The organism is Rhodocaloribacter sp., from assembly GCF_056451265.1.
Window position 1 is genome coordinate 256,251 of record NZ_JBWOPL010000035.1, and the last position, 19,535, is coordinate 275,785.

Sequence of the window (19,535 nt, forward strand, 5' to 3'; positions counted from 1 at the left end):
GGCCCCGCCCTTCGCTTTCCGACCGTCCCGCCCGGCGCTCCCATGCAAGCCCAACCCCCACCGCCGACTTCGTCCGAACTGGCCGCCCTCGTCGCCTTGCTCGACGATCCCTCGCCGGTGGTGAAGGAGCACGTGCGGGCGCGGCTCCGCGAGGCCTGGCCGTCGGCGCACGCCGCCCTCGCCGGGCTTCTCGCGAGCCTCCCGAGAGCGCGCGCCGAGCCCCTCACGGCGATGCTTCACACGTTTCACGTGGACGACCTCACGGCGCGCTGGCGGCTCCTGATCCGGGACCCCGACCTCGAAGCCGGGGCTTTCCTCCTCGCCCGATACGCCAGTCCCAACCTCGACGAGGAGGCCTACCGCCGGCGCATCGACGGGTTCGCCGAGCGAATCCGCCCGCGCGTGGCGGCCGCCTCCGGAAGCGCCCGCGCCCTGATCCTCAGCGCGTTTTTCTGCGATCAACTCGGCTTCACCGGCAACCACAAAAACTATTACGACTACCGAAACAGTTATCTGAACTGGGTGATCGACCACCGACTCGGCATCCCGATCTCGCTGTCGGTCGTCTTCTTGCTCCTCGGCGAACGCCTCGGGGTGCCGGTCTACGGAGCCAATCTGCCCATGCATTTCCTCGTGAAATACGAAGACGCGCACACCGAGCTTTTTCTCGACCTTTTCCACGGCGGCACGCCGCTCAACCGCGCCGACGTGCGGCGCTTCCTCAAGGAAGCGAAGGTCCCGATCACGGCGGAGCATTTCGCCCGCGCCGACGCCCGCACGATCCTCCTGCGGATGGTCCGCAACCTCCTTTTCCTTGCCCGCAGACAAAACGACGCAGAGGCGGCCGGGGATTTCTCGCGTCTTCTGGAGATCGGGCTGGAACAGGAGGGGTAGCCCTTCTCGTACGGATCCCCCCACGGTCCACCCGCCCCGCAAGCCCCACGCTGTCCGCCCATGTCCGACGACGCCGTACAGATTTTCCGCAGTGTGGAGCATCCGGGCTCGGCTTCTCCGGCGCTGGTCTACGGGCGGGCCCTCGTCACGCCCATTGGCGTATGCCTGTTGCCCGTGATGATCGGAGCGCTCGTGGCGGCGCTTCAGGGCTATCCCGCCCTTTCGTATCTTCTCGTCGGCTTCCCGGGCGCGATCGCCGTGGCGATGCTGTGGACGCACTACCGGCTACGCACCACCCTCGCCGAGATCCGGGTGCGCCCGGACGCCGCGGCCCTGCGAACGGTCTGGGAATGCGCCCGCGAGGAGCCTCTCCGGTGGATGCGCGTCCTCGACCTTCGAACGAACCGGTCGGCCATCGAGGCGACCGTCGGACGAGGGACGTACGTCCTCCGAACGGCGCGGTGGCCGGAGCACGAAGCCCTCCTCGAGGCGCTCCGCCAGGCCCGCGACGTCTACCTGCTCTCCTGACCCCCGCCCCGATGTCCGCACGTTCACCAGCCCCCACACCCTCCCAGGGCGACCTCTTCCATCCGCCCGCTGCGCCTCCCGAGGCCGGGCACGAGACGGAGACGTACGCCGGAGCCTACTGGGATCACTGCCCCAACTGCGGGGCGCGGCTCCACAACGCCGGCTGCAAATACCGCTGCCCCCGATGCCACTACTTCATGTCCTGCTCCGACTTCGACTGACCGCGCCCGCCCATGATCACGATTGACCGCACATCGAACACGCCCGTCCACGAACAGCTGGTGGAGCAGATTCGCTACCTCATCGCGACGGGCCACTTCAAGGTCGGCGAGCGGCTCCCTTCGACGCGCGTGCTGGCCGAACAGGTCGGCCTCTCGTTTCACACGGTGCGGAAAGCCTATCAGGAGCTCGAAAAGGAAGGGCTCCTCGACTCGCGGGTGGGGAGCGGATACACCATCAAGGAGCGCGCGCCGCTGAGCAAGGCCGAGCGTATGGAACGCGGGGCCTCGGTGATCCAGGAAGCGCTCCAGCGGCTGATCGGGCTCGGACTGCAGGAAAGCGAGATCGAGTATCTCTTCCAGGAACAACTGAGCCTCCTCGAAAGCGAACGGGAACGCCTCAAGCTCGTCTTTGCCGGACCGTTCCGTGAGATGGCCGCGCAGTGCGCCCGTCAGATCTCGATGATCGTGCAACAGCCCGTGGAGCCGGTGACGATGCCCGAGGTGAGCCGGCATCAGGACGCCGACCTTATTTTTGCGCGGCTGCGCGAGTTGCGCAGTGTGCTCGAAGGGGCCTCGCGCGCCGACGCCATCGGGGTGTACGTCTATCTCTCGCCGCAGGCGCTCCGCCGGGCGTCGCTGCTCCTCGAGCATGAGACGCTCGGCCTCGTCACGCGGCATCCGGACGCCATCGGCCCGCTCACGGCGGAGATCCGGACACAGACCGGCTTCAAGGGTCAGATCATGGCCGCCTCCATCGACGAGGGCGCGCGGCACCTCGACCAGCTCCTCCCCCTGACGGACCTGGTCCTCTTCACCCCCGCCGGCCGTCGCCGGCTGCTCCCCTACCTCGACGAGGAACGTCCGTATGCCGAGCTTTCGTTCCGCATCAGCCCCGAGTCGATCGACGCCGTCCGGCAGGCCGTGCCCTCATGAGCTTCCCGTCTCGCCATCCGGCGAGGCGCTCGTCCGCATCCCGCCTTTCTCCTTCGGAGGCGTTGCCCCCGCCGACTCGGGATCGAAGATGACGGGTGAACGTTCGTCCGTTCCGTCCGCGGCCATGCCTTCTTTCGCCTCGCCTTCCCCGGTCTTCGGCAACGGCGGCAGGAGTCCCACGCCGCCGCCCGTCACGGGTGGGGCTTCGAGCCCTTTCACGGGCTCTTCCTTCTCCTCTTTCTCCTCTTCCTGGCCGGGGTACTTTACCCGTACGTGATAGATGGCCAGGAGCATCGCCAGGAACGTCTCCTTGATCTTCGTCAGATCGCGGAAGGTGAGGTTGGAGTCTTCGAACTGTCCGTCTTCGCGACGGGCCGAGATGATCATGTCGATGAGCGACTCCAGGCGTTTGTGCGTCGGGTTGGAGAGCGAGCGGCTGGCCGCCTCCACCGAGTCGGCCAGCATGAGGATGGTCGTTTCCTTCGTGTTCGGGCGCGGGCCGGGATAGCGGAACTCCGACTCCTGAACCGGCGGGTCGCCCTCTTTCGCCTGTTCGAGCGCTCTCCGGTAAAAATACTCGATGCGCGTGGTCCCGTGATGCATCGGGATGAAGTCCAGCACGACCTGCGGGAGTTTGTACTGCCGCCCGATCTCCAGCCCCTCCTTCACATGGCTGGCGATGATCAGCGCGCTCATCCTGGGTTTGAGTCCGTCGTGTGGATTTTCACCCGGCCGCTGGTTTTCGACGAAATACTCGGGTTTGAGCATCTTCCCGATGTCGTGATAGAGCGCCCCGACGCGCGTGAGCAGGGCATTCGCGCCGATGGCGTCGGCGGCGGCTTCGGCGAGGTTCGCCACCTGAAGCGAGTGATTGAAGGTGCCCGGTGCGCGCACGCTCAGTTCCTTGAGCAAGGGTCGGTTCGTGTCCGAGAGTTCGAGCAGCGTCAGGTCGGTGGTGATCTTGAAGGCGCGCTCGAACACCCAGAGCAGCGGCAGCGCCATGATGAGCAGGAACGAGTTGACGCCCACCATGAGCGTGTCCCACATGAAGCGATCGAAGGATGTGCGCGAGAGCAGCCACGAAGCGCCGAGCACCCAGAGATAGCCGAGAAAGACCACCCCGGCGCTCAGGAAAAACTGTCCCCGGTTCTTGATGTCCCGGACGCTAAAGATGCCGAGCGCGCCGGCGATCATGGTGGCGAAGGTGAACTCGAAGTCGTATCGGAGCAGGTGGCTTCCGATGAACGCGAGCGCGAGCGTCGCAAAGAAGCTCACGCGCGAGTCGAAGAGGATCGTCAGCACGAGCGAGACGATGATCACGGGCACGGCATACATGACGATCACCGGCAGCCGGAGCGCGATCGCATAGAGCCCGATCATGCCCGCGAAGAGCAGCGCAATGAGGAAGACGTGGCGATTGTCCTCGAAAATCTTCCGACGCAGGATGAACAGATAGAGGAAGAACAGGCCGTACGTGGCGAACGTGAGCATGAGTTGGCCGAGCGTGATCTTCCACCCCACCGTGCCGCCGCCCCGCTCATCCTGCGCGCGTTCGAGCGAGAGAATCTTGCGCCGGATCTCCGGCGTGACGCGCTCGCCCGAGTCCACGATGACCTCGCCCTGCCGGACGATGCCGCGCGTGGGCGAGATGTTGGCCTCCTTGCGCTGCCACTCCTGAAGCGTTTCGGCGCGCATGTAGCGGAGCGAGGGTTGAAAGATGGCGCGGAAGAAAGCGTCGGCGAGCCGGGCGAGCTCCATGTCGTCCGGGTGGTTCCGTTCGAAGAACTCCCTGGCCGAAGTGTGCGCTTCGTTCAACCCGAAGACGCTCTGTTTGTCTTTGCGCTGGCTCGTGCGCTGCCGGAGGTCGCGCACGATGATCTCATCCGTGAGGATGCTGTCGATGGGCACGTCGAGCACGCCGAGCGAGAGCATCTGCCGACCGAACGAGTACGCCTCGTCGAGCAGCGCCTGATCGAGGCGGGGACCACGCGGCGGGGTGCGGGAGGCCGTCGAGAGGCCGGGCACCCGCTCGACGTACGCATCGACGAGCCGTTGCCACTGCGACTCGGTCAGCTTCAGCCGCGCGTTGCGCCGGAGCGACAGGTACCGGAGCGAGTCATCGATGGCCTCCACCAGGCGGCCCCTGGATTTTTTTTCGAGAAAACCGGCATAGGCTTCGAAGATGCGTTCGAGCTGCGCCTGCACCGTGTCCCGGTTGGCGCGCATCTTCTCCATCGCGCCGGGAATGCGTTCGAAGATCGGCGGAGTCGTCAGGCGCACCTCCCGCCGTTCTTCGGCGATGGCGCCGGCGTCTTTGAGGATGGCAAAGTCGAACGGAGCCACCAGCGGCTCGCCCTGCCACTCGTCGCCCACCTGCACGGCGTACCGATACACCTCCCCGCGTGGAAAGGCCAGCAGCGTGATCGCCAGCAACCCGACGAAGATGCTCGCTTTGATCGCGGCGTCTTTCCGCTTCCGCTTTCGCCGGTCGTCGCGACCCTTCTCGAGGTTTTGCCCGACCGGGCGCACTTTCCGCCGCCTCAGCCCAAATTTTTCAAGCAGTCCCATAGGTTTCAACGTGGTGCGTTGAGACGACGGAACGGCGGGCCGCTCCCTGCACACGAAAGGCGCAAAGAGCCGCCCCCCGTCTACGTTCGGTCGCTGTGAGTATGCCGGAGCGCGGTCAAGGATCCGACCACGAGCGTGATCACCGTGCCGATAAGCGTGTACCACGGCCAACCGATGGACCGCAACTGCGCCGCCGCGACGTAGTCATCCGTCGGGTTGAGTGCGAAAACCCAGCCGTCGCTCGGGCTGTGCCAGACGCCGAAGATGATGAATACCATCGCAGCGATGGAGACGACGAAGGCGATGAGCGCATCGGCCTGCCTCGTACGCCGGTTGACCAGCCCGAGCAAAAAGACGCCGAGCAACCCGCCGTAGGTGAACGACGCGATGGCCAGCCCCAGTTCGACCACCGGATTCTGCTGATCCCGGAAGAGGTTCGCAAAGCCGATGAAAACGATGCCCCAGAAAAGGGTCATCCATCGCGAGATGCGAAGCGCACGGTCCGGCGGCAACTCCCGTTTGAAAAACCGTTCGTAAAGGTCCATCATCGACGAGGAGGCGAGCGCGTTCAGCGAGGAGGAGAGCGTGCTCATGGCCGCCGCGATGATGCCCGCCAGCAAGAGCCCGGAGACGCCCGAGGGCATCCCCTGAATGATGAACATGGGAAAGATTTCGTCGCCGCGCGTGAGGCCCAGTTCAGAGGGCGGGACGCCGCCGTAGAAGCTCCACAGGAGCAGACCCACGAGCAGGAAGATGGCGAACTGCATCATCACCACGACGGCGCTCCCGATGAGCGCCTTCCGGCTGTCCCCCAGATCGCGGCAGGCCAACAGGCGCTGCACGATGAGTTGATCCGTTCCGTGGGAGGCCATCGAGAAGACCGCCCCGCCGAAGACCGCCGTCGGAAAGGCGTACGGTGAGGTCAGCATGTAGTTGAGGCCCTTGCCCCAACCGAAGTCGAAGATCCGCGTTTTCCCCGCGGCCGCGGCCGCCGCCCACCAGTCGCCCGGCACATCGCCCAGGAGGATGAAGATCGCCGCGACGGCCCCGCCGACGTAGAGGAACATCTGGACCACATCCATCCACACGACCGCTTTGATGCCTCCGATGAACGTATAGACCATTGTGACGAGGCCGATGACCACGATGATCTCGAAATAGCTCACCGAGAGCCCGGCCATCTGCGCGATGACCTTGAGCGGGATCGCTGTGGCGAAGAGGCGCACGCCGTCGGCGAGAAGGCGCGTGACGAGGAACGTGACCGAGGCCGCCGCGCGCATGCCGTCGCCGTACCGCCGGCCGAGGAACGCATATGCCGTCGTGAGTTCGCCCCGAAAATAGTGAGGGAGGAAGACGAAGCTGACGATGATTCGGCCCAGGAGATAGCCGAACGTGAGTTGAAAGAAGGTAAAAGACCCCGCATAGGCCACCGCCGGAATGCCGATGACCGTGAGCGTGCTCGTCTCCGTGGCAACGACCGAGAAGCACACGGCCCACCACGGCAGTTCCCGGCTCCCGAGGAAGTAGTCCGCCGTGCTGGTCTGCCGCCCCGCCGCTTTGACGCCGAGCGTGGCAACGCCGAGGAGATAGATGACGAGGACGGCGTAATCGAGCCCGGTGAGCATGGAGGTCTTCGGTTTCGTGTAAGTGTTTACGGCAGGGCCGCATCGCGGGCGGGCCGCGCCTCGGGGGAGCGTTCCGTCAGGCTTCGAGCATTTCGAGCAGCCGTTTCTCGTCGATGATCTCGATGCCGAGTTCACGTGCTTTCGCGTACTTCGAGCCGGGGTTTTCGCCCGCCACCACGTAGTCGGTCTTTTTGCTCACGCTGCTCGACACCTTCCCGCCTGCGTGCACGATGCGCTCGCGCGCCTCCTCGCGCGTCAGGTGGGGCAACGTGCCCGTGAGGACGAACGTCTTGCCCGCCACCGGACTCGCCTCGGGCTCCGGCGGCCGCTCCTCGGGCAGGCGCTTCGTGTTTACCCCGGAGGCCCGCAATCGCTCGACGAGGGTGCGATTGTCCTCGATCTTGAACCAGTCCACCACGCTCTGCGCCGTCTTTTCCCCGATGCCTTCGATCGTCTCGAGCGTCTCTCGATCGGCGGCGGCGAGCGCTTCGAGCGAATCGAAATGGGCGACGAGCAACTCGGCGGTCGTCTTGCCGACGTGCCGGATGCCCAGCCCGAAGAGGAGGCGGCTGAGCGTGCGATGCTTCGACGCCTCGATGGCCGCGAGCAGGTTCTGCGCCCGCTTCTCGGCAAAGCCATCAAGCCCGAGCAGATCCTGGAGCGTGAGCGTGTACAGGTCGGCCAGCGTGTGAATCTTGTCTTTTTCGACGAGCGCGACGGCGAGCTTCGAGCCGAGCCCTTCGATGTCCATCGCGTCGCGGCTCGCATAGTGCTCCACGAGACGAATGAACTGCGCGGGGCAGTCGGAGGCGACGCAGTAATAGTCGGCCTCGCCGGGGAGCCGTTCGAGCGGATTGCCGCACGAGGGACAATGCTTCGGCATATGCCACTTCCGTTCCTTGCCCGTACGCGCCTCCGGGATCGGCTTGACGACTTGCGGGATCACGTCGCCGGCGCGCTTGACCACCACCGTGTCGCCGATGCGGATGTCGCGGCTGAGCACGTAGTCCTCGTTGTGGAGCGTCGCGCGAGAGACCGTCACGCCGCCGATCTCGACGGGCTCGAGCACCGCCTCGGGCTTGACGACGCCCGTACGGCCGACCGAGACGACGATGTCGAGCAACGTGGTCGTGGCTTCCTGCGCGGGAAACTTGTACGCGACGGCCCATCGCGGCGCGTTCGCAATCGAGCCGAGCACCTCCTGATACGCGAAGCTGTCGATCTTGAGGGCGATGCCGTCGATCTCGTAATCGAGCGCGTTCCGCTCCTCGGTCCACCGCCGGCAAAACGCGATCGCCTCGTCGACGTCGCGGAGCAGCCGGGCGTTCGGGTTGACGGGAAAGCCGAATTTCTTGAGCCATTCGAGCAATTCGAACTGACCGCCGGGCGTCTCGCCCGTCACCGGACCTACGCCGTAGGCAAAGAAGCTCAGCGGTCGCGAAGCCGTAATGCGCGGATCGAGTTGCCGGAGGCTTCCCGCGGCTGCGTTCCTCGGGTTGGCGAACGTTTTCTCTCCCGCCTTCGCAAGCCGGTCGTTGAGCTTTTCGAAGTCGCTCTTTTTGATGTACACCTCGCCGCGCACCTCGAGGCGCTCCGGCGTCTCCTTCACGGCGTCCGGGAGGACGGGGATGTGGAGCGGGATGGCGCGCACCGTCCGCACGTTCGCCGTGACGTCCTCGCCCACGAACCCGTCGCCGCGCGTGGCTCCGACGGCGAGCGCGCCGCCCTCGTACGTGAGCGCCACGGCCAACCCGTCGATCTTGAGCTCTGCCGTGATCGCGGGCTTGACGTCCTTGCCGTAGTGCGCCTGCAGCCCGCGTCGGCACCGCTCGTACCACGCCCGCACCTCGTCATACGAAAACGCCTTCGAGAGCGAGAGAAGCGGGATGGGGTGCCGCACCTTTTTGAAACGGTCGAGCGGCGCACCGCCCACCCGCTGCGTCGGTGAATCCGGGGTGACCAGTTCAGGAAAACGCGCCTCGATCCGCTCGAGTGCCTGGTAGAGCCGGTCGAACTCCACGTCCGAGATCACCGGGTCATCGAGCACGTAATACCGGTAATCGTGCGCTTCGATCAGACGGCGCAGTTCCCGGGCAAACGCCGCCGCTTCTTCCTTCGACATCTGATCGAAGAAGAGAGCGTCGATCCGGGCGAGCGCTTCCCGGGTGGCCTGGATGAGATTCATAAACGGGGTTCGGTGGAGGCCGGAAGGGTCCGGCTGAGACTGTCGAGGAAAGCCCGGGCGTCCGCGCGGGTGATGACGACGAGCGTATCCTGAGGCGAGACGGGATACGGGAAGCCTTCGAGGGTGATGCGGGCGCGACGCACGGCGCGGGGGTTCTGGAAGATGATCCGTTCCACCGGGCGGAACCGCATCGAGTCGCCCTCTTCAATCCAGTACGGACGGCGGAGGTCGTCGTCGACCTTGACCCGCAGGCGCAGGAGCGGTCCGCGCTCGGCCACGACGTAAACCGTCATCGTGTCGCCGAGGACGAGGGGCGCGGGTGCGGGCGGCGCCTCGACGGCGGTGGTGTCGGGCGCAGGCGGCGGCGTTTCGACCGGCGCGGGCGCAGGCCGGGTGGTGAACCAGAGCACGGCGATGACGACGACGAGGATCACCCCCGCCCCCACGACGATGCGCCACGGCGTTCCCCCGCCCAACGCGGCCCCGCCCCTGAGCGCCCCGGCCCGCCGGGCATACGGCCCCCGGCCCGTGCGCACCGCGCGCGCCGCACCGCTCCGGCGAAGCGAACCCTCCACGGCCCGCTTTTCTTCAGAAGACGCCCTCCCCGGCCCCTCCCCACCGGACACCGCTTTTGCTTCCGGACTCACCGTTTTCCCATCGACCGCCTCGCGGGCGGCATCCTCTTCGGGCACGGAGCCTTCCGGCTCGGAAATATCTTCGGACAGGGAAGCTTCCGGCTCGGACAGACCTTCGGGCCCGGAGCTTTTGAGCTCGGACGCGGCGGCTTCCGGAGGTTCTTCTTCTTCGCGGGACGCCGGAGCCTCTTCCCGGAGATACGTCGCCGCAAGCCGCCCCGCATACGACCCCTCGAACACCTCCTCCAGCGCGGCCAGCACGTCGTCCACGGGCAAGCCGAGCGCCTCCGCATAGCTCCGCACGAACGACCGGAGATAGACCCGGTTGAACATCTCGTGGTCGAGCAAAGCGGTCTGCTCAAACTGCTCGATCAGCCCCTTCGGCGCTTTCGTAGACTCCCGAACGACCTCGACCGAGACCCCCTTCTCCTCACGGATTTTCCGGAGGTCTGCGCCGAAACGCCTTCCCGGGGCCAGGCTTGCCTCATCCAAACTCATACGCCTTTTCTGGTGGTGGGTGATCGAACGTGGGACCAGCGGCTGCGCGGAAGTTACATCCTACACCTTCGTTCCACAAAATATTTCCGTAAAGCTTGCGGAGATAAAGCCGAGCTTCGGCGGCATGGCCACCGAAACGGAACAGGCGCCGGCGACGCCCCTCTCCCTGCCTCGGAACCCATGATCCCCCTTCCCCGCTCTCCATATTTTCTTCCGATGCGCCGACCGTGCCCCTGTCTTCCCGCACCCGCACGGTCGGCTTTCGTACCAAAAATTCCTTTCCGATTACCGTTCTGCCCGTATCTTATTGCGGCCATGCGCCCGAAAGCCGCACCCCTGACCTGACCGCCTGTTCTCCCATGCGTTTTCCCATGCTTCTCTCGACCGCGCTCCTCGCGCTTTTCGCCTGTGCCGGTCGTGCCGCCGCCCAGCCTGAAGCCCCCGTCCGCGCGCTCATCGTCACGGCCCATCCGGACGACGAGGCGATGTTCGCCGCCTCGATCTACCGGATCACCCACGCCCTCGGCGGGGCGGTCGACCTGGCGCTCGTCACCGACGGCTCGGGCGGCTATCGCTACGCCACGCTCGCCGAGCCGATCTATCACCTCGAGCTTACCGACGAGGCCGTCGCGCGGAAGGCGCTCCCGGCGATCCGGAAGCGCGAGCTCATGGAAGGCGGGCGCCTCATCGGGATCCGCAACTATTTCTTCCTCGACGAGCTCGACCACCGGTATACGCTCAACGTGGACAGCGTGCTCGCCTACGTCTGGGACACGGACGCCGTGCAACGACGTCTCAGCAAGATCCTCGAGCAAGGCTCCTATGATTTCGTCATCACCCACCTGCCGATCCCGCAGACCCACGGCCACCACAAAGGCGCAACGATCATGGCCCTCGAAGCCGTCGCCGGGATGGCCCCCGCCGAACGACCGGTCGTGCTCGGGAGCTTCATTTCAAGCAAAACGGACACGTCCGCACTCGCCTTCACCGAGCTGCCGGGGCATCCCCTCACGCGCATCCGCACCGACACGCCGCCCTTCACGTTCGACCGAACCACCTCTTTCGGAGCGAACGGTCGGCTCAACTACAAGATCATCGTCAACTGGCTCATCGCCGCACACAAATCGCAGGGGACGATGCAGTTGTTGATGAACCGGGGCGACCTCGAAAATTTCTGGATCTTCGCCCTCGACGCCCCGGATGCCGTTGCCCGTACGCGCGCGCTTTTCGAGAAGCTTGGCGCGGCGCCCCACCCCGGAACACCTCTGTCCCGGTGAACGGGCTTGCTTCTTAACCGTCGATCCTTACCTTGCCCTTGCCCGCACCCGCCCCCGATATTCTTTGTGCGTTTTCCCCCTTCCATCCCTTCCGACACCGTCTACCATCCCCACAGCGTAATGCACCCTCGTTTTTTTCACGCGCGGCATCTCCCCGCTCTGTTCTTTCTTCTCCTTGCACCGGCGGCCCTCGCGCAAAACCAGGTGCGCCTGCGGCTGGCATATCAGGGTCAGTTTCTTCCGGAAGGCACCGCCATCGTCGTCCTTGGCCAGCCCGTCGACGTCCCGCAGGATTCCGTGATCCAGCCCCGGTTCTTCTCAGAGATCACCTACCCGCGTGGCGGCGCGACCATCATCCTTCGCGACACCCTCGCGGATTCGGGATTCTCCCGGCTGAGCATCCCGAAATCTTCGGACGCACGGATGCGCTATTTCCTCTATGCCCTCACGCCGGACGGGACCCTGTACTGGAGCTATAGCGCCCTCCGCGATGCCCTCAAGTACGACGTCGTGGAGAAAGGGGTCATGTCGATTGCTCCCGTCTCCGGCGTGGTGGCGAGGAGCGACATCAAACAGCTGTTTTTCAGCGGGACTCCCGCGGCCGAAGCATCACCCGCGGACACCGTCGGCGAGGTCCCGTCGAGCGAAGAGACGCGCGCGGCGCGGATGCCCTCGAACACACGCGGGCGCATGGAGGACGATGCCGCGGACCAGGTGAACACTCAGCAGACGAACACGGAGGAGCCCTCCCCGGAGGCTGCGGTCGAGGAGGGCGACGGCTCGGGCATCCTGCTGCCCTACTGGCTTTTCCTGCTGTGGCTCATCGTGCCGGCGGCGGCGGCGCTGGCGCTCGCGCACCGGTATCTGCAGGCCCGGCAGGTGATCGCCGGCATGCGCGAGGAGATGACGACGCTCCGCACCGAACTGGCCGCGCGATTCTTCCGCTCCAACCCCGACACGGCCAAACGGGAGGCCGAGAAGCAGCAGACGGGCGCGCCGCCCCCCACGCCGGGAGTGGGCAACCCCATCGACCCGAAACGGTGGAACCCGTAGACGTCGCCCGAAACGGCGAGGGGTGACGCTCAGAACGCCCCGCCGAAGAAGATCGCGTTGAGGAAGAGGCGGTTGCTCCCGTACCAGAAGGCCCTGAAGTTCGGGTCGTCCATGAGCAGGATCACCCGTCCTTGTCCGAAGCGCCGGGCCACCACGGCGGCGCTGCCCGGCGCGGCGGCCAGTTTCTCTCGGGAGATATACCCGCTCAGGATGGCCCGGAAGGAATAGACCCCCACGTTCGCGCCCGGCTCCTCGGACGGCTCGTAGAACGTGTTGCCCCTGCGGAAGACCGGCAGCGTCTCGCCGAGCCCGTATGCCAGCGGATGCGTGACGTCGAACGCCACCTCGAAGATGGCCCCCCCGATGACCTGCGCGCCGCGCGCGTCGGAGAGTTGGTCGTACGGGAGGTCGCGAACGAGCGAGTCGAGGTCGAAGGGCTTCTTTTCAAGCCGGGCGAAGTCGTTGCGGACGGCCCAGTCTACGGCGCTCGCGAGGGCGATCAGACGCCCGCCGCCGCGCACCCACTCTTTGATCTTCTCCGCCGGAAGCGGCCCGTACGCACCCCCCGCGAGGATAATCGTGTCGTATCGCCCGAGGTCGGAGCTGCCCACGCGGTCGGCGTCGAGCAGGGTGATGGGAATGCGAAAGCGCTCGGTGAGCAGGTGCCAGGCCTCGCCCGCATTGTATGAGGAGGCGCCCGTTCCGGTGATGAGCGCGATGTCCGGAGCATCGAGCACGCGCCCGCCCGGCCCGCCGAGGTCCGGTCCCACGGGCGTCAACCCGCCGTCGACGGCGAAGATCTCGACGGCATCCTCGGCCACGGCCCGCTCGACGATCTCGTGCAGCCCGGCGACGGCCCCGCTTCGCTCCACCGCCGGGATGATGACGGAGCCGGCAGGGAAGGATTGCGGCTGACCGTCCACCATCGCCGTGAAGGCGTCCGTCATCACGCGCGGGTGTGCGCCCGCCGCCTCGAAGCGATATAGCGCGCGCGGCGCATAGTACCGGTTCCACCGCATCACATACGCCACGTTCGAGGTGTCGCCGACGAGCCGACCGCCGCCGGCTTCGACCTCGGTGATCGGAACGCCCAGCAGGTTGCCCGGCTTGCGACGGACCTCGGCATAGTCCACGTCGAAGGCGAGCGGAAGCGTCCAGGCCGAGACGTCATAGAAGAGCGAGTCCTCGAACGTCCGGACGCGCTCCATGACGGCCTTGACGAGCCGGGTCTGCGGCTGATCCATCGGGATGATGTACGCTTCGCCCGCCCGATACGTGCGGCCTTCGGCTTCCACGTCCCGCGCCAGCTCGTACAGCCGGATGCGATGCCGGAGCAGGAGTTTCGCCAGGGCATCCGCCCGCGTCCGGGCCGGCGACCGGCTCACGACGTACGCCTTCACCAGATTGCCCCTGGCTACCTCCGGGGCTTCGCGATAAAATTCGCGTTGATGCCGGAGCAGTTGCTCGCGCATGTTCACCGCCGCCTTGAGCGTCGAGAGCGAGGTCATGAACTGGTTCCGGATGGTGAAGGCATAGTCGAGCACGCCGTCCACGACCTCGCGCTTGAGCGCCCGTGAAGACGCCTGTTCGAAGAGGATGCCGATGGCGCCGTTCACGTCCGGGTAGGTGGAGCCTTTGCCGTAATAGAAGTCGTCGAAGGACTCCTCGGAATAATACAGCGAGCCGATCCGGTCGAGCGCTTCCCCGTGATAGCGGGCGATCTCGGCGGTGAGTTCCTGATTCCGGGCAGGCGTGTTCGGATTGGTTCGGCTCGGAATGCCGGGCTGGAAGAAGTACGTGGCGTTGCCGCCCATCTCGTGATGATCGGTCAGGACCTGCGGCCGCCAGTGATGGAACACGGCCAGCCGCCCCTGCGATTCCGGATGCTGCGCCGGGAGCCAGTCACGGTTGAGATCGAACCAGTAGTGGTTCGTGCGCCCGCCGGGCCAGGGTTCGTTGTGCTCCCGGTCCTGCGGGTCGGCCGTCGCCACCGCGCCCCGATTCTGATTGACCCACGTCGTGAAGCGGTTGCGCCCGTCGGGGTTGAACATCGGGTCGAGGATGACCACGACGTGGTCGAGGGCGTCCTCGACGGCGGGGCCTCGCCCGGCGGCGAGGTGATACAGATAGAGCACGGCGGCCTCGGTCCCGCTCGCCTCGTTGCCGTGGATGCTGTACCCCTGATAGATCACCGCCGGCATCTCCCGGAGGTCGTCGTCGCGGACCGACTCCGGCGCTTCGGAGAGCCGCAGGTTGGCCCGGCGGAGGTCTTCGAGTCGTTCCTGATTGGCCGGGGAGGTGACGAACGCGTGGATGAGCGGACGCCCCTCATACGTACGGGCATGCTCTTCGAGCGTCACCCGGTCGCTCACCGCCGCCACCGCCCGAAAGTATGCGATCACCTGATGCGGCTCGGTGTGCTTCGTCCCGATCCGGTGCCCGATCACGTCCTCCGGCTTCGGGATCGCGGGGTCGTAGCCCGTCACACCCGGCGTGGGCGCGGGCAACGGGAACGGCAACATCTGCGCATGAAGCGCGGGCGGGGCGGCAAAAAGCAGTCCGGCGACGAAAAGGACGGCGCACAAGCTCAGGGGAGAACGCATAGATCGGCACATAGCGGGTGAAAAGAAACTCGCGGAAGTATACAAAAGCGACGGCGACGGATCACCACACCCGGAAATTTTCTCGGCGCGGCAGACGAGATCAGCCCGCTTCCCACACTCCGCCGACGAGCGCGACCTGCACGTCCATCACGTTCGTGTGGGTCGGGCCGGGCTTGAGCAGGGCGCCCATGCGCTCGAAGAAGGTATGGGCGTCGTTGTTTTCGAGGAACGCTTCGGGGTCGAGGCCGCGCCTGCGGGCGGCGGACGCGGTGTCGTTCGTCACCCACGCGCCCGCGGCGTCGGTCGGGCCGTCGCGGCCGTCGGTGCCGCCGCTGAGGAAGGCGACGGGACGCGACGCGCCTTCGAGCGCGAGGGCCGCCGCGAGCGCCAGCTCCTGATTGCGCCCCCCCTTCCCCTGCCCCCGCACGGTGACGGTAGTCTCCCCGCCCCAGAGCAGACACACCGGAGGCGCGTCGCGCACGGCAAGCGCCGACTCGGCCTGCCGCCGCCCCACCTCGCGCGCCTCGCCGGTGACGCGATCCGAGACGATGCGGACGGTATACCCGCGGCGCCCGGCTTCGGCCGCCGCCGCCCGAAGCGCGTCCCGGTTGCTCCCGATCAAAACGGTCAGCGCCCGCTCGAAGGCGGGCCGGCCGGGCTTCGGCGTCTCCATCGACGGATCTTCGCGTCCCCGACGCAGATGCCTGCGCACCGAGGCCGACGCCTTCTCCCACAGGTCGAACTGTTGAAGGACGAGCACGGCGTCGCGGAACGTCGTTCGGTCGGGGACGGTGGGGCCGCTCGCAATGACGGAGAGGTCGTCCCCGACGACGTCCGAGAGCGCGGGAGCGAACACGGTCGCCGGATAGGCCGCCTCCGCCAGGCGTCCCCCCGCGATGCGGGAGAGGTGCTTGCGCACGGTGTTCATCCGGCCGATGTCCGCGCCGCTCCGGAGGAGAAGCCGGTAGAGCGCCCGGGCGTCGCCGAGGGGGATCCCTTCGGCGAAAGCGGACCACAACGCCGAGCCGCCGCCGGAGAGCAGAGCGATGAGCGCGTCGTCGGGACCGCAGCCTTCGGCGAGCGCGAGCGTCCGCCGCGTCGCGGCCACCCCCGAAGCGTCGGGAAGCGGGTGGCCGCCCTCCGCCACCTCGATCCGCCGGGGGCGCGGAAGGCCCCGGGGAAACGTCTCCGGATAACCGTGCGGGACGACGACGAGCCCTTCCGTGAGCGCGTCGCCGAGCCTGGCTTCAATCGCGCCCGCCATCGCCATCGCCGCCTTGCCCGCCCCCACCACCACGATCCGCCGGAACGCGCCGGGGGGACCGAGCATCCGCTCGAAGTCGAGCCGGTCGAGAAGCGCGCCGGGGCGAACCCCGCGAAGCGCGGCGTGGTATAGGGCACGGACGTCGTGCACGGTGGTCATCATGAGGGTTTCCGAGATGAGAAAAGGGGGACGCACGGAAAATAAGCCTTTCGCACCGACGAGGACAGCCACTGCGTGCGGCCTCCTCCTGCTCCTGGTCGTCCTCCGCCCCGCGCCGCTGCGCGCCCGGCCTGCCCGTTCGGCGTACACCGACACGCTCCGCGCGCTCGTCGTCTTCGCCCGCTTCCGCGACGACCGTTTCCCCGGCGACCCCTCGCTCAACGCCCGCGATTGGCCCGTCACCGGCGCCCCCGAACGACTGCCCGCCTTCGCCCGCCGCCTCCTGGCCCGATCACCCGAGCCCCCCTTCCCCGACAGCTCGCTCACCGCATACTTTTTCACCCAGTCGAACGGTCGCTTCCTCCTCTTCGGCGACGTCCTCGACTCGGTCATGGTCAGCCGCCATCCGGAAGCACATTATCACCGCCCGAACGGCGGCTATGGCGATCTCACGCGGGAGATCCTCGACCGTCTCGACCGCGCAGGCTTCGACTTCGCCCCGTACGACCACAACGCCGACGGGCGTCTCGACCACCTCTTCGTCATCCTGAGAGGCGACTCGAAGCGCGACGACAAGACCTTCGCATGGACGGGCGTCTCGTGCCTCGATGCCCGATGCGGCCCCGGTCCTCCGCATGGCCCACCCCGCGAGCGGCCCGTCTATGACGGCGTCGAAGTGGACTGGAACACGTCCGGATCGTACGTCCTCCACCGGACGCCGGGCAACGTGCTCCCGTTCCACTATCTCATCCGCATGATGGCCCATGAGATCGGGCACGACCTGTGGGCGGGGTTCTTCGTCCACGTCCCGGCAATCGTCTCGAACGACGTGCCGCTCCGAAGCAACCGCTCGCCGCGCGGCACGGACGCCCTCGGATACGCGCTCATGGCCGGCGCGGGCGGCGGGCGCGACTGCCGGGGCGATCAGACGATCTCGGCCTTCGAACGCGACCTCCTCGGGTGGATCGACTGTGAAACGGCTACCGAAGGGCGCGACGGCCTCCGCCTGACGGACCTCTACGCGACCTCGGCGTGCGTCAAGATCCCCCTCACGAACGACGCGCGCGGGCGGACGCTCTTTCTCACGAACCGGCAGCGCCTCGGCCCCTTCGACCGGCGCCGGCGCGGGGGCGCGTCCGGGCAATACGACTTCGGGCTCCTCCGCACCACCGGCCTCCTCGTGACGATGGCAGAAGGCGTGCGCTTCGACGTGCTCCCCGCCGACGACACGCTCGACCTCTCCATCTTCGATGCAGACTATGAGGGCGACCTCTTCGGCCCCGGCACGAAGCGGCAACTCACCCCGTGGACCCGCCCGAACACGAGCGGCTTCACCCGCTACCCTCCCGGCTTTCGCCCCGACTGGCGCGCCCTCGACGACGTTCGGTACACCGGCGCACCCGGCGGCGAGATGGCTTTCGACCTCGTCGAGGACTTCCGGGAGCGCCCCGTCATACGCGCCGACTCATGGATCGGCGACGAGACGAAAGGCTTCACCTTCACCCGTCCGATGCGCGTCACGAACCGGAGCATGCTCACGCTCGGCACGCGGCTGGCCTTCGCGCGCGCGCTCCGCGTCGAGCCCGGCGCGACGGTCGTCGTCTCCCCGAATGCGCGCGTGACCATTACCCCCGGCGGCCTGCTCGACCTCAAGGCGGGCGCGCGCGTCGTGGTCGAAGGCACGCTCGTGCTCGACGGGCTCCTCCGGTTCTCTCCCGGCGCGTTGCTCTTCGCCCGAGACGGCGGGCGCATCGTCTCCCGCCTCGCCCGCAAAACCCTCCGGTGACTACCTTTCGCGCTTGTACAGATAAGCCAGCGGCGCCAGGCGGCTGCCCTCCGCGTCGGCGACGGCGAACGTGTTGTCGCCGCCCCAGATCTCCGCGCCGCCGACCTCGCCCGCCTTGTTGAGCGCGTAAAATTTCACGTTGAATTTCGGGCGTCCCTGGTCGTCGAGCAGGTAGGCGAGCCGCGTGTGATCGACGATGCGTTGACACGTATACAGGCAGGCTTGCTCGGGGCTGTCGCCCATGCGCATCCGCTCGACGATGAGGAAGCTGCACAGGTTTTCCAGGTTCGCTTCGCCGCGACCCGTCGAGCCCGCCGCGCCGACTTCGTTGTCCACGTACAGCCCCGCGCCAATGATCGGCGAGTCGCCCACGCGCCCGGGGATCTTGAACGAGAGCCCGCTCGTGGTGGTGACGCAACTGATGTTGCCCGAGAGGTCGATGGCCGAGCAGTGGATCGTCCCCCAGTGCCGCTCGATTTCTTCGAGGTTCGCGCCGATGTCCCGGTCCGTCGGCTTGTGCGGCGGGAGGTAATCGTCCCTGTTCGAGAGCGTCTCTTTCCACCGGACCCACATCTCCCGCGCCTTGTCGGTGAGGAGGTTCTCGATGGGGAAACCGTGCATGCGGGCGAAGTCCTGTGCGCCTTTACCGACGAGGAGCACGTGGTCGGTGCGTTCGAGCACCATGCGCGCCACCTTCGAAGGATATTTCACCCCTTCGAGCGCGCCGACGGCTCCGGCGCGGCCCGTCGGCCCGTGCATGACGGCGGAGTCGAGCTGAACGACGCCGTTCTCGTTCGGCAGCCCGCCATAGCCGACCGTCACGTCCTCCGGGTCGCCTTCCACGATGTTCACCCCGGCGATGACCGCGTCGAGCGCGTCGGCGCCCGAACGCAACACCTCGACGGCCTTTTCCACCGCGCGCGTCCCGTTTCGGCTCGAGATGGCTATCGGCCCGGCGAAGACTTTCCGTGGGGCGCGGGCCGCCGCTTCCCCCACCACGCGGGCGCCGGGCACGAAGGCGGCCGCCACACCGGCGAGCGCTCCTTTTTTTAGAAAATCACGTCGGGATGAAGATTGGTTCGGGGTCATTTCGCCACCTCCTCGGTCGCTCATATGGGTTGACGGAAACGTGAGGACGCCCCTCCGCGAAAGCGCCGACACGCAAGGTACGGGCATGAGGCGGAGGAATGCAAAAGGCCCGCGCCGCGCTGACGACTCACTGCCGCCAATATTCTCCGTGGCTTCCCTCGAAATGCTCGCTCGCGGACGTTATCTTGTCCCGTCCACTCTGCTCATTCGCCGGAGA

Annotated in this window: 14 protein-coding genes; 7 read left to right on the forward strand and 7 right to left on the reverse strand. The window is 66.7% G+C overall.

Going from position 1 to position 19,535, the window contains the following annotated elements; translation table 11 throughout:
• Positions 1 to 42: 42 nt before the first annotated feature.
• Genes AC1HIY_RS05975 through AC1HIY_RS05990 form a run of 4 tightly spaced genes read left to right on the forward strand, consistent with a single transcriptional unit; the run spans position 43 to position 2,576 of the window.
• Positions 43 to 894 (forward strand): transglutaminase family protein, encoded by an 852-nt coding sequence (locus tag AC1HIY_RS05975; protein ID WP_479575799.1) that lies wholly within the window; start codon positions 43 to 45, stop codon positions 892 to 894.
• A 60-nt stretch (positions 895 to 954) separates the two neighbouring features.
• Positions 955 to 1,422, forward strand: coding sequence for a hypothetical protein (locus AC1HIY_RS05980; protein ID WP_479575800.1), 468 nt, complete (start codon positions 955 to 957; stop codon positions 1,420 to 1,422).
• Between the two features lie 11 nt (positions 1,423 to 1,433).
• The gene (locus AC1HIY_RS05985) at positions 1,434 to 1,643 is read left to right on the forward strand and encodes a hypothetical protein (RefSeq protein WP_479575801.1); all 210 of its coding nucleotides are present in this window, start codon (positions 1,434 to 1,436) and stop codon (positions 1,641 to 1,643) included.
• 12 nt (positions 1,644 to 1,655) lie between these two features.
• A complete protein-coding gene (locus AC1HIY_RS05990; protein ID WP_479575802.1) occupies positions 1,656 to 2,576 on the forward strand; it encodes a GntR family transcriptional regulator in 921 nt (306 codons plus the stop codon).
• Here AC1HIY_RS05990 and AC1HIY_RS05995 read toward each other — a convergent pair.
• The 4 genes from AC1HIY_RS05995 to AC1HIY_RS06010 all read right to left on the reverse strand — a co-directional run bounded on the left by AC1HIY_RS05995 (position 2,571) and on the right by AC1HIY_RS06010 (position 10,087).
• Entirely contained in the window at positions 2,571 to 5,144 is a 2,574-nt protein-coding gene (locus AC1HIY_RS05995; protein ID WP_479575803.1) for an HD family phosphohydrolase, read from the reverse strand. The genes AC1HIY_RS05990 and AC1HIY_RS05995 overlap by 6 nt on opposite strands.
• A gap of 80 nt (positions 5,145 to 5,224) precedes the next feature.
• Positions 5,225 to 6,769 carry a sodium:solute symporter gene (locus AC1HIY_RS06000; RefSeq protein ID WP_479575804.1) on the reverse strand — a complete coding sequence of 515 codons (1,545 nt, stop codon included), beginning with the start codon at positions 6,767 to 6,769 and terminating at the stop codon, positions 5,225 to 5,227.
• Positions 6,770 to 6,845: 76 nt separating this feature from the next.
• Entirely contained in the window at positions 6,846 to 8,954 is a 2,109-nt protein-coding gene (gene ligA, locus AC1HIY_RS06005; RefSeq protein ID WP_479575805.1) for an NAD-dependent DNA ligase LigA, read from the reverse strand.
• Positions 8,951 to 10,087, reverse strand: a complete 1,137-nt coding sequence (locus AC1HIY_RS06010; RefSeq protein WP_479575806.1) for a helix-turn-helix domain-containing protein — start codon at positions 10,085 to 10,087, stop codon at positions 8,951 to 8,953. Before AC1HIY_RS06010 ends, ligA begins: the two co-directional genes overlap by 4 nt.
• Positions 10,088 to 10,458: 371 nt before the next feature.
• On the opposite strand from AC1HIY_RS06010, the gene AC1HIY_RS06015 reads away from it, so the two are divergent.
• Together AC1HIY_RS06015 and AC1HIY_RS06020 are read left to right on the forward strand one after the other, a co-directional pair.
• Positions 10,459 to 11,364: a PIG-L family deacetylase gene (locus AC1HIY_RS06015; protein WP_479575807.1), complete on the forward strand. Its 906-nt coding sequence runs from the start codon at positions 10,459 to 10,461 to the stop codon at positions 11,362 to 11,364.
• 120 nt (positions 11,365 to 11,484) lie between these two features.
• On the forward strand, positions 11,485 to 12,417 hold the full coding sequence (locus AC1HIY_RS06020; protein ID WP_479575808.1) for a hypothetical protein: 933 nt from the start codon (positions 11,485 to 11,487) through the stop codon (positions 12,415 to 12,417).
• A gap of 29 nt (positions 12,418 to 12,446) precedes the next feature.
• Here the strand turns inward: AC1HIY_RS06020 and AC1HIY_RS06025 are convergent, their stop codons facing one another.
• Positions 12,447 to 15,020, reverse strand: coding sequence for a M14 family zinc carboxypeptidase (locus tag AC1HIY_RS06025; RefSeq protein ID WP_479575809.1), 2,574 nt, complete (start codon positions 15,018 to 15,020; stop codon positions 12,447 to 12,449).
• Between the two features lie 100 nt (positions 15,021 to 15,120).
• Positions 15,121 to 16,446 carry a glycerate kinase type-2 family protein gene (locus tag AC1HIY_RS06030; protein ID WP_479575810.1) on the reverse strand — a complete coding sequence of 442 codons (1,326 nt, stop codon included), beginning with the start codon at positions 16,444 to 16,446 and terminating at the stop codon, positions 15,121 to 15,123.
• A 13-nt stretch (positions 16,447 to 16,459) separates the two neighbouring features.
• On the opposite strand from AC1HIY_RS06030, the gene AC1HIY_RS06035 reads away from it, so the two are divergent.
• Positions 16,460 to 18,229 (forward strand): hypothetical protein, encoded by a 1,770-nt coding sequence (locus AC1HIY_RS06035; RefSeq protein ID WP_479575811.1) that lies wholly within the window; start codon positions 16,460 to 16,462, stop codon positions 18,227 to 18,229.
• Here AC1HIY_RS06035 and AC1HIY_RS06040 read toward each other — a convergent pair whose 3' ends face one another.
• Positions 18,230 to 19,318 (reverse strand): glycosylasparaginase, encoded by a 1,089-nt coding sequence (locus tag AC1HIY_RS06040; protein ID WP_479575812.1) that lies wholly within the window; start codon positions 19,316 to 19,318, stop codon positions 18,230 to 18,232.
• Positions 19,319 to 19,535: the final 217 nt, after the last annotated feature.

What these genes read in the sequence shown, in the direction of transcription:
- AC1HIY_RS05975 (WP_479575799.1), top strand. Translation starts at nt 43, where the DNA reads ATGCAAGCCCAACCCCCACCGCCGACTTCGTCCGAACTGGCCGCCCTC.
- AC1HIY_RS05980 (WP_479575800.1), top strand. Translation starts at nt 955, where the DNA reads ATGTCCGACGACGCCGTACAGATTTTCCGCAGTGTGGAGCATCCGGGC.
- AC1HIY_RS05985 (WP_479575801.1), top strand. Translation starts at nt 1,434, where the DNA reads ATGTCCGCACGTTCACCAGCCCCCACACCCTCCCAGGGCGACCTCTTC.
- AC1HIY_RS05990 (WP_479575802.1), top strand. Translation starts at nt 1,656, where the DNA reads ATGATCACGATTGACCGCACATCGAACACGCCCGTCCACGAACAGCTG.
- AC1HIY_RS05995 (WP_479575803.1), bottom strand. Translation starts at nt 5,144, where the DNA reads ATGGGACTGCTTGAAAAATTTGGGCTGAGGCGGCGGAAAGTGCGCCCG.
- AC1HIY_RS06000 (WP_479575804.1), bottom strand. Translation starts at nt 6,769, where the DNA reads ATGCTCACCGGGCTCGATTACGCCGTCCTCGTCATCTATCTCCTCGGC.
- ligA (WP_479575805.1), bottom strand. Translation starts at nt 8,954, where the DNA reads ATGAATCTCATCCAGGCCACCCGGGAAGCGCTCGCCCGGATCGACGCT.
- AC1HIY_RS06010 (WP_479575806.1), bottom strand. Translation starts at nt 10,087, where the DNA reads ATGAGTTTGGATGAGGCAAGCCTGGCCCCGGGAAGGCGTTTCGGCGCA.
- AC1HIY_RS06015 (WP_479575807.1), top strand. Translation starts at nt 10,459, where the DNA reads ATGCTTCTCTCGACCGCGCTCCTCGCGCTTTTCGCCTGTGCCGGTCGT.
- AC1HIY_RS06020 (WP_479575808.1), top strand. Translation starts at nt 11,485, where the DNA reads ATGCACCCTCGTTTTTTTCACGCGCGGCATCTCCCCGCTCTGTTCTTT.
- AC1HIY_RS06025 (WP_479575809.1), bottom strand. Translation starts at nt 15,020, where the DNA reads ATGCGTTCTCCCCTGAGCTTGTGCGCCGTCCTTTTCGTCGCCGGACTG.
- AC1HIY_RS06030 (WP_479575810.1), bottom strand. Translation starts at nt 16,446, where the DNA reads ATGATGACCACCGTGCACGACGTCCGTGCCCTATACCACGCCGCGCTT.
- AC1HIY_RS06035 (WP_479575811.1), top strand. Translation starts at nt 16,460, where the DNA reads ATGAGAAAAGGGGGACGCACGGAAAATAAGCCTTTCGCACCGACGAGG.
- AC1HIY_RS06040 (WP_479575812.1), bottom strand. Translation starts at nt 19,318, where the DNA reads ATGACCCCGAACCAATCTTCATCCCGACGTGATTTTCTAAAAAAAGGA.